Raw genomic sequence first — 9,856 nt, 5'->3', positions numbered from 1 at the left:
CAACACCATTTAACTCCGGTGCGATATGAAACGCTTCTAAAAAGGGCGGAGAGCGACCCTTCGTTTGCCAAACGCACAGAAGAAGATTTGCACAAAATAGGCTAGGCTAGAGAGCTTTAGGTTCTGCGAATGAAGCACAACACCCGCGTGTAAATCTTTGATCTTTTGTGCCATCACTTCGGCGGGTGTGCGGAATCCTAGAGATTTCCGGGGCCGGTTGTTGAGTTCTTCCACAACCTGGGTCAAGTATCGTTGCGAGTATTCCGCTAAGTCCGTTCCCTTGGGGAAATTCTAGCACAGCAGGCCATTGATATTCTTGTTCGTGGGGCGTTGCCACGGGCTGCGTAGGTCTGCGAAAAATGCACCAATTCCGACCCGCTATCCAAAACCTGGTGCAGAGCCATTTCTTTCGCTTGGCAATCCCCCGCCATCGCGTCTTGCGATAGCCAAATTGACATTTCAGCACGCGAAAAGTGCGCTCGTCCCGAGCTCGTTGTGGCTCATCCGTGTTGAGGATAAGGGAACCAGCATCGAGGGTGAGTTCTGGTAACTTTCGACAACCAATTTTGGCAGCCTTATAGCCGTAGTTTCTTCGCGGTTATCCATCGGCAACGTTATTCTTGCGGATATGTCTAGCGTTGTGGGATTTTCATGCGACGACTGCGCTAACGAAAGCTGCACAGAAGCTACTAATTTCGAGCGCTGGCGCAGCTATCAAACAGTACAAAGCTTTATCAATCAGCCGTAAGGAATTCCCGCTAATACAATCGCTCCCATGATCAACAGGTAGCTAAACCCAGGCGAGGCCGAGGATGCATCCTTCCCCGCACGACGGAAACGCGGGTACACGTGCAGCCACCGCTCTGCATAAGCGGAAACTGGCAATCGTCGAATGTCAATGGTATCCCTCTTGTTCAGATGTAACGCCTCCCGCCAGCGCTGGCGCCAAGCCGACCGTTCCAAGGGATCATAGCTGATATACGCGATTTGCCCATGCGGAACCCCCCAGTCAAACAATAGCTGCCGAAACGCCAGAATATCTTCGGGTGCTTCTACCGATTTTCCCAGAAAGTACCCCGGTGCATCCCGCCACGCCTGCCGGAGATAACCATCCAAAACACCGCCAACACCATCAGCATCCTTCTGCACACTCTGCCAAAAACCGGGCAACAATTGCCGGTAGATCTTGCGATCGACCTCTCTGAAGATCTTGGCGGGGAGCGCAATTTCCAATTCCCCACCGAAGTCCGGTAGTTTGCAGGGACGATGCCGCAGACCCATCTGCCCCATCAGGGCGTATATTTCCTGTGCCTTGGCAGCCATCGCGCGGAGCTGATCGCAAGAATATTCGCCTTCCTCCGCCAAACTCTCCCAAACCTCCTTTCCCCTCTTTTTCTGCAGCACCATTCCCTGCAACAACATTTTCCAGGCGTTATCTATTCGGCTCTCCAGCGCTACAAGTTCATTTGTTTTTTTCGTGGCGCGAGCCTCTCTCGTGCCCAAGATTTCGCCCGGAATCTGCACGCGATTTTTGTGCTGTTTCCGTATTCGCTCCAACAAGCCATTGATGCCACTACTTGCCATCACTCTGTACAACGTCCCCTGGTGCCGTTCGGGCAGGTATGCTTGCCAATCTCGTGCACTCACGCTGGGAATCTGACCCCGCACATACAGCGCCAGAAGAAGGTCCAGATTGTGGACATAGTGATTCAGACTGATCTCCGGCGTCGAGTGCCCCAACAAGCTCGTTACGGCGTAGAGTTGCTTGCGGGTGTGGTGTGCAGAGCCAAAGAGTCGCTCCGCAAACTCTCGCGCGGCCTGCTGTTCCGACAGCCAAGCTGGAGGGACCGCTGCCATGGATAGCTGTGACAACGAGAGTCGCCAGAGCAGATGATTCGCAAAACTATGGCGCAGGTGATGGAAATGCATTTTTTCCTCGCCTGTCACTTGCCGCATAGCCTGATGAATACGGGACATGGCGGTTTCTTGCGAGATCGGGTTGTGACCAATTTCCGGTAGCACAAAAAGATAATCGTTTGCGTGCGCACCCATTTCTTTCCTTTCCTGCGCCCACTCAGAAAGGTAGTGCAGCTCCTTCGCCGTAAGCAACGCGTAAAGCGGAATCGCCCGCGTCGCATTTCGGCTTTTGAGGGACCTCTCAGCAAAAGGGCGGATGAGAAGTACGGCCTTACCAAACAGGTGGCAGTCCATGAGGCGCAGACGCAGCACTTCCATACGCCGCAAGCCGCAGCGAAATCCCAGGATCGCAATGAGGATCAGCACTGTCGGGAGCTGGGCGTGATGTTCTATGTGCTGCCCTTGCGCAATCACTCGTTTTACTTCGGTAAATTCTTCTTCGCTGATGATGCGCGCATCGGGGACCACATCGATTGCCAGCCCACCCAGATCCTGCTCAGAAATAGGACTTGCACCGTGCGCCTCCACTAAAAATTGATGCCATTCGCGGATGGCTCGTACCGCAAAAACTCGTTGATTTTCCGTCTCCATCAAATCCAGGAGATCCCCATAGAGTTGTCGCCAGGAGAGTTCGCCAAATTTTTCGATATCTGCGGGGTTGTCTACCAGTTGCAGCATCAGCGCCGCAAGTCGACTGACATAGCGACGAATGGTGCGCATTGCCAAATGATGGCGATAGGCAGAACCATTCTTCAGCAGGTGTTTCGCCCAAGCATAGAACCTCTGGCTCAGGACATCGGTGGCAGCGCTATCCGGGTTTTCCGCCAGCGCCTTGAGGGCCTGGCTACGATTATCCGTACGAAGAATCCTTCGCAGAGACTGCAACCAGAGTACGGTTTGAACCGACTCGTTGACCTCAGCCATTGCCAAGGTTGGCGAATCGTCTTCGTTTTCTTCCGACAGGGAGGGCTTTGTTACCGTGTTCCCAGTGTACCCGTACAAGCGGCTCCAGCATTCTGGATATATGGCGTGTGCCGTCAAAGTGCCGGCACCATAGGCCCCCAGAAATTGCGGGAGTTCTACCAATAGCGCTTGGGGGATCGCAGTGATTAGCAATCGGGCGCGAAGATATTTGCCACGATCCTTGGGGAGAGTGTGCAGGTAGGCATCCATGGCCCGCAATACGTCCCTCTTCGTGCTCTCTTCCTGGCTATGCAGACTGGGGATATGCCATAGGAACAAGGTCTCTGAAAGGGGATCCAGAAACCATCGGCGCAGGCGTTTGCCGCCCCTACCCATCGGGATTTCCAGATCCAGAAAACTCCAGCCAGGACGGGGAAAATGTTGCAATGGCACCCCCGTACGTAACAGGGTATGCAACTCTCGTAACGCTGCGACCTCGCCAAGTCCGCCATACAACAGGGCGGCGAGCAAAATGCGGCCTTCGCTGATGCGTTCGTCTACCTCCGTTCCTCTCTGGAAATCCTCCCAAAACAAGTTCCGTGCGCGTTGCACGTATCGATAGCCTGCCAACCCGTCTGGCGTAAAAGGGGTGGGTTCCCGGTCTAGCAATCTCGGCACAGTAGGCGGACACCACTGCCATAGCTCTTGCGCAGTACCTAGCCGAATGAGTAAATTCAGGAATTGGAGAAATTTCGCCTGACCCCGTAAGCGGGACTTCAGTGCCTTTTCCTGCAGCTTTTCACCCGAGACCCTGGCTTGGTCCTTTTCCATTGGCTCAAAAAAATGCAGCACCCGGTCAGACAGGCGTTGTGTCAACGATTCTCGCTCATTTTCACCCACCGAGAGGGAGGGTCCGTCTCCTTGCAGATTCTGCAGGAAAAGCCCATAGGCTCGTGCAGTTCCGGTGTTTGCCATTGAATCTGCTATTTCTGTCTCGCGCACCAACCATGACGAATAGCGTTTGATTTCGGATTCCTGGAACAACCGACTCCCCCGTTTTACCCCAGGGGTGGCCTGAATCGTTTCCCAAATTTCGCGGACACGCGCGCTATAGGGACGTTCGCTTCCCTCAATCACGGCCGCTCAACCCTCCTTGCGCAAATCTTTTGGCGATGGCAAGGGAACAAAAGCCAAGCCCAGGTCTTCCAAGAGCTTTGTCAAGTAAGGCTGCAGTTGCCGCGCGTATTCAAGGGCCGACTGGCTCGAATACCGGCTCCAAGGAGACTCCCCCGCAAACCAGTGACCCATAAAAGCGTCCACCACCTCCACCGGACAACCTTGCTCCAGCAAGTAGGAGCGACAGAACCGCCTGTGACTATTTACGGGCAGGGCGGCGTGAAAGCATTTTTCTAGACATGGCTGGAGCACCTTAGGACACAGAGGCTGTGCCGTGCGTTTTCCCAACAGAAAATTCCCCCATTCCATATTCTCAACCTTGCGCGCGGGTCCCGTATCGCGGACGCTCCAAGCAAAAGTTTGCTGCGCCCGAAGCTGTGATACGAGCGGCTCAGGCATCCAGAGCAAACGTACATGGGCCCGATCCAGCGTCGTTTTGTCAGCGTACGCGATAAAGCCTTCGCGGACATCCACCAGAGACTCCTGCGGAAAAGGTGCACAAGTCGCCCGCGCCGCCGTGGCATAGGAAAAAAATAACCACGTGTAGAGCGTGTAAGTATTGTAATGATCACGCCAAAGCTGATGGAGATCTTGGTTCGTTGCAGACCGCGCCTGCCACTTCGCCAGGAATCTACCCAGAGTCTTTCGCACAATGGCTACCGCCTTTCGCACGGCTGCGACCGTTGGGCGATACACCGCTCCAACACAATAGTGGGTGGGATTCGAGGCAGCGATCGTAGTGGGGGTGTTACGCCCTACGCCCCGCAATATTTCGGAGACTACTGACTGATACCGTTGCGCTAGAGCCTCTGCCGCAAGAGTGGTGTAAAAGCGCCGCACACTGCTTAGGCGATGTTGCTTGCCTACCAGCAGATCCGCCTCGGCTAGATCACCGCTGCTCGCCAGCCGCCGCCAGAGATACTCTTCGATCTTGGTCAGGCTGAGGTACCCACTGGGATCCACTTTCCGCAAATATTTGCGCAGTTCCCTCTCGTACACCGCCGCTGCACGCAGAAAAGTGCGGTCTCCCTTATTGGGGGATCGCTGGCGGATTTGCAGCAAATATTGACTCCCTTCCGCTATGTCTGGCAAGTGGATCGTAGACTCCCCCACATCCTCGCATGCAGGAATCTGGACCTGCGCAACATTACGATGGCTGGGAGGATCGACACGGATAATCCAACTGGAGCAAACTGGCCCTATTTGCAGGCTGAGCATCCGTAAGCCCAGATTTTGTCCCGGCACCATAATCTGGATTTTCCGAGCCACATTCAAAGCACAACCCGTCCAAAGCAGGATGCTGAGTAGCGCGATGGCTTCCGCAAGTACGGACGGCTTTTCATCTGGCCGTCGTAACTCTGCAGCAAAGTCCCGCTCCATATCTGTTAGCAAGGAACGCAAGGTGCTGTCGGTAAGAAGATCATACTCCCAAGGGAATAGTTGATTCTGTAAGGCCTCCGCGTGCATTTTCCCGCGCAATGCCAAAGAGTGCAGAGACGGTGGGCCACCCCCCTGTAAGGCACAATCCAATTCAATTTGGAGATACTCTTCTCCAATATTTTCTTCGCTATCCAGATCAAACTCTGCTTCATAGCGCTTAGCTCCGGCCTCTCCTTCTCCTTGGCTGTTGGCGGCTTCCCCTCCCCTCTTCCAGCGAGTCTTTTTCTTCGCAGGGTCATCATCCGCTTTGCCAATCTCCTCCGCCCTGAGCTGTACCAGCGGAAGATAGCCATGGAGGACTTGGCGATGACGTGCCGTACCCGGATCACGGCTTCTGGTACCATGTTTTCTGAGCTCATACGCTTCGGCCAAGTCATAGCAAAAGCTTTGCAGATGTACACGAACTTTTGATCGCTCGAGTCGGCGCAGCAGATCAAATAATACTTCGTCGTTTTCCGCAAATTCTTCTTCCCCTTCCACAGCGACAATTTGCTCTGCGTGTTGTCGTTGATTTTTTTGATACAATTGCAGTGCCTGCCAGAAATCATACATTTGTCCCGCAAAGATCTCGGGGGGCCGCTCAGGCCGTAAAATATCTGCCACGATCTCCCCTCCAGATAGGGAAATCTCTCGTAGTGCAAGACCGCAGCGATAGGTTCCCGCGATCAGCTCCACATAGGGAGCCTTTTCCGCATACCGATAATCATAGGTATACTCTTGGTGTTTTCTGATTTTCTGCAAATGCGCTACCAAGACATGCCCTTGGAGCAAACGAAATTCCTGCAATTGTGCTGGTTCCGTGTCAGTCCAGAGTAACGCATAGAGCGGATGACTTGTCGTACACACATGCACCAAAGGATTCTTTAGGGCTTTTTCCTGGGTATATCCTGAGGGTGGCAGAATTGCTGACTGCGTGTGAATCCACTCCAAAAGCGCTGGCCACTTTCTTACCGGATCCAGATACGGCTGCCAGTCTTCGAGTTCCATCAGAATCGATAGAACCTCTTGCAAATTAGCGCAGACTTTTTCGATCTCGGTGAGATGGCCGTATACACCCAGGTCGCGAAACATCTCTAGCATATTCCCGGTAGATACCGATGAGTCAGCCTCCAGCGCCCGATAAAACCGCTGGAACTCGACACACTCCGCCGGCGCAGCCGCTCGTCGGCGATTACGCTTTTTTTCTGGAGACGTAGTGGAGTCTGCCACCTATCAGCGCCTATGCGAAGGAAGTACAAGGTATGGTTGGATGCTCATTTATCACCTTTATTTTCACCTGTTGGAAAAGCCCGCATCTTCCAGTTTTCAAGTCTTCGCTGATGTGCAGGGGTTCGCGCAGCGTTATGTGCAAGACTGGAACACTTGGCTGGCTGCCACCCCATCCACTCGTCCAGATCTATTCGGTCGCATCTTGCGCAAATGGCAGGCTACGCGGCCGAACTCAATGCGCAGATTGAAAGATCAGGCCTCGCACGCCCCGCCGTTCCTGGATGACCTCCTTATGAGCGCCGGTGAGCCAATAGCGACCCTTGAAGATCTGGATGTGCGGGCAATTCGCGATCGCAGCACAGATCAAGAGAAGGCTCTCTGTGATCTTTGGCGTATCTTTGAGCAACTTCCTACGACGGGGACCGCATCGTGTGTTGGCATTACCAAAGCTGTTCTCCTTCTTACGGACGGGAAACTTGGTCCCGCCTTTGATTCGCAAGTTCGAAAGAAACTGCGAGTCGGACAGCCCGCTAGCTGCACGGCATGGATCTCGGCTCTTGAGGCGATTGCGGATGACATTGCTTCCTTCGAGGATACACATCATATCCCTCTAACTAAAGCAGTTCCGGATGCATTCGCTTCTCTAGCATATGGCCGGCTGTACGATATGGCGCTTGGTCCGAGATAGCATATGACGCCCAATCGCAGCGTTGGACACCTCAGTAGGCTGGTTCTTGCTTTGACGTGAGTTCGCATTATTGCTAACATTGAGCCATGATGTTTTCTGTCGAGTATTTCCATGAGCGCATCTAAAGCCATCAATCTCTCTGACCATACTCACGAAATCAAGCTCGCCCGGAAGCGATTGAAGGAGATTCAAAATGGTTGATCTGAAATTCCAACCTGTGCACCACGACCACAAGGCGTTCCTCGAAAAGGCTTCCAAACGCGGTGGCTTCACCGAGGCCTATGACGCCCTTGAGGTGGAGTATGCCCTCGCACATGAAATGCTGGCCGCTCGCTCCCGCGCCGGCCTTACCCAGGAAACCGTGGCCGCCCGTATGGGTACGACTAAGAGCGCTATCTCACGCCTGGAGGCAGCCGGAAAACATGCGCCTTCCGTAGCCTCGCTGAAAAGATACGCTGCCGCGGTTGGCTGCACGCTCAAGATTGAGCTTGTTCCCGCCGCACCTAAGCGACGCAGAGGTGCCCAACCCAACGGTCAACCGGACGCTGCGCGATAAAGCCGCGCAGCGCCGGTCACTTTGGACGTTGGGCATCACCTAGAGTCTTCCTATGACTACTGATATATTCATCGCGAATACAGACACGGACATTGAATCCTGTTTTCCTGCTTTCAGTGCCCTTCGCCCCCACATTGAGCAGAAAAATTTCCTTGCTCAGGTTCGACGTCAACAGGCTCAGTCATACCAAATACTCGCGCTCCGCCATGAAGGCACAGTAAAAAGCGCCGCTGGTTTTCGTTTTGCTGAGTTTTTGGCGTGGGGGAAAGTGCTCTATATCGATGATTTAACAACCCTACCAGGAGAAACCTCAAAAGGCTTTGCTGGCTCCTTGCTCGATTGGCTAATAAACCACGCAAAGGCCCACCAATGTCAGGGGGTTCACCTAGATACTGGCTATACACGCCATGCGGCCCATCGCCTGTATCTGCGCAAGGGGTTCCTGTTTAAAAGTCATCACCTTTCAATGGAGCTTTGACGCCATGCCCAATCTATCATCCAGCAGACCGTCAATAGCTGCGCTTTTTTTCGCCCGCTGAATTCGTACGTTAGATTTTTCTGGAGGACACGTTGAAGCTTAAGCAATATCAAGTGGATGCCTTCACTGACAAGGTCTTCGGCGGCAACCCTGCCGCAGTGGTTCCATTGTCATCGTGGCCTGATGATTCGCTTCTCCAAGCAATTGCGGAGGAAAACAACCTCTCTGAAACCGCATTCTTCGTTTCATCGGAAAAAGGCTACAAACTACGGTGGTTCACCCCGGTCAAGGAAGTTGACCTTTGTGGTCATGCAACCCTGGCAACAGCTCATGTTATTTTTGAAATACTTGGCTACACAAAACAAGTCATTACCTTTGAAACCCGTAGCGGTGAACTGTTCGTAGAGAAAAAGGGAAGGCAATTGGAAATGAACTTCCCGGCACGTCCGCCAAAACCCTGTGATCTCTCCGAAATCTTGGTTCAAGGTCTCGGCCAGCGCCCTATTGAGGTGTTGGCCGCCGATGACTACCTGGCCATATTCGACAGTGAAGCAACCGTTCGAGCCATCAAGCCCGACCATGCCTTACTTGCCCAACTTGATTTGCGCGGTGTCATAGTCAGCGCGCCAGGTGCTGATGCTGATTTTGTTAGCCGTTTCTTCGCACCCAAGTACGGCGTCCCCGAAGACCCCGTCACGGGTTCCGCTCACTGCGAGCTTGCGCCGTATTGGGCCAATAGGCTTGGCAAAAACGCTTTGAGCGCAAAACAAGTTTCCAAGCGTGGCGGCAACATCGCTTGCGAGGTAAAAGCTGACCGTGTGTTTCTCTCAGGGGTTGCGGTCACATTTATGGAGGCTGAACTCGCCCCTTCTAAAAACCTAACGATTAAGGTTAGATCGTGACCGCGAAGCGAGCCACGATCTGAACCGGTTGTTGGACGCGCCTGATTTTCTGAACGATTCCCTCGGGAAATATCTTTTCGTTGCTCCTGGCGCATTCGGGCTATCGGCGCCCATAAGTCCATTCGATACCCATAGACACGGCCATTGCGGCAGTCCGATCCGCCTCCTGGCAGTTTTTACCGCTGAAAACCGCGGTTTTTCCTGTTTTTTGGCTAAGCATGGCCGTGGCGCCGAACGGCGCGCCGCAGCACGGGCACGTAAACGGCGGGCGCGGCTTCGTCCAACACTGCGCTCCAGCCGACGTGCCTACGGTACGCGGCGCACCATCGGAGCGTAGTTGGCCGAACTTCGGGAGACCGTCGCTGCGCTCCGTTGGGTATCTGAAATTCGACGTGGGCGGCGTGCGAGCATCGTAAATATGATGTAGGTACACTAGGTGGGTGGGCACTCTGCTACTCGAATGGGATGATGTCAAGGCGGAGCCTCTTCCCCTAAATCCGCGATTGCTGCTAAGAGATAGATAGATAAGGCCCCGATCTGCAAGCCTTTCTGGTAGAATAAGCTTATCGAGAGCTTCACCCAGAAGG

The 9,856-nt window shown here is 53.7% G+C and carries 6 protein-coding genes and 1 pseudogene; 4 read left to right on the top strand and 3 right to left on the bottom strand.

Features of this window, described 5'->3' with window-relative positions; all coding sequences use genetic code 11:
* Nucleotides 1-138: 138 nt before the first annotated feature.
* The 3 genes and pseudogenes from AB4090_RS14380 to AB4090_RS14370 form a co-directional block, all read right to left on the bottom strand.
* Nucleotides 139-416: pseudogene (locus AB4090_RS14380) on the bottom strand (transposase); the annotation flags it as partial.
* Nucleotides 417-738: 322 nt separating this feature from the next.
* Nucleotides 739-3,957: a tyrosine-type recombinase/integrase gene (locus AB4090_RS14375; protein WP_369574573.1), complete on the bottom strand. Its 3,219-nt coding sequence runs from the start codon at nucleotides 3,955-3,957 to the stop codon at nucleotides 739-741.
* Nucleotides 3,958-3,963: 6 nt separating this feature from the next.
* The gene (locus AB4090_RS14370; protein ID WP_369574572.1) at nucleotides 3,964-6,645 is read right to left on the bottom strand and encodes a hypothetical protein; all 2,682 of its coding nucleotides are present in this window, start codon (nucleotides 6,643-6,645) and stop codon (nucleotides 3,964-3,966) included.
* 40 nt (nucleotides 6,646-6,685) lie between these two features.
* Here AB4090_RS14370 and AB4090_RS14365 point away from each other — a divergent pair, with 40 nt between their 5' ends.
* The 4 genes from AB4090_RS14365 (at nucleotide 6,686) to AB4090_RS14350 (ending at nucleotide 9,269) form a co-directional block, all read left to right on the top strand.
* A complete protein-coding gene (locus tag AB4090_RS14365) occupies nucleotides 6,686-7,333 on the top strand; it encodes a hypothetical protein (protein ID WP_369574571.1) in 648 nt (215 codons plus the stop codon).
* Between the two features lie 193 nt (nucleotides 7,334-7,526).
* Nucleotides 7,527-7,889: a helix-turn-helix domain-containing protein gene (locus AB4090_RS14360; protein WP_369574570.1), complete on the top strand. Its 363-nt coding sequence runs from the start codon at nucleotides 7,527-7,529 to the stop codon at nucleotides 7,887-7,889.
* 52 nt (nucleotides 7,890-7,941) lie between these two features.
* A complete protein-coding gene (locus tag AB4090_RS14355) occupies nucleotides 7,942-8,367 on the top strand; it encodes a GNAT family N-acetyltransferase (RefSeq protein ID WP_369574569.1) in 426 nt (141 codons plus the stop codon).
* A 92-nt stretch (nucleotides 8,368-8,459) separates the two neighbouring features.
* Nucleotides 8,460-9,269, top strand: coding sequence for a PhzF family phenazine biosynthesis protein (locus AB4090_RS14350; RefSeq protein ID WP_369574568.1), 810 nt, complete (start codon nucleotides 8,460-8,462; stop codon nucleotides 9,267-9,269).
* The last annotated feature ends 587 nt before the right edge of the window (nucleotides 9,270-9,856 follow it).

Origin of the sequence: Acidithiobacillus sp. IBUN Pt1247-S3 (assembly GCF_041146875.1) — a bacterium.
Classification (GTDB): Bacteria; Pseudomonadota; Gammaproteobacteria; order Acidithiobacillales; family Acidithiobacillaceae; genus Igneacidithiobacillus.
The sequence above is the reverse complement of the archived record's forward strand: the minus strand, read 5'-3'. Positions and strand labels throughout refer to the sequence as shown.

Coding starts and splice junctions, on each gene's coding strand:
- AB4090_RS14365 (WP_369574571.1), top strand. CDS start 6,686: ATGCTCATTTATCACCTTTATTTTCACCTGTTGGAAAAGCCCGCATCT.
- AB4090_RS14360 (WP_369574570.1), top strand. CDS start 7,527: ATGGTTGATCTGAAATTCCAACCTGTGCACCACGACCACAAGGCGTTC.
- AB4090_RS14355 (WP_369574569.1), top strand. CDS start 7,942: ATGACTACTGATATATTCATCGCGAATACAGACACGGACATTGAATCC.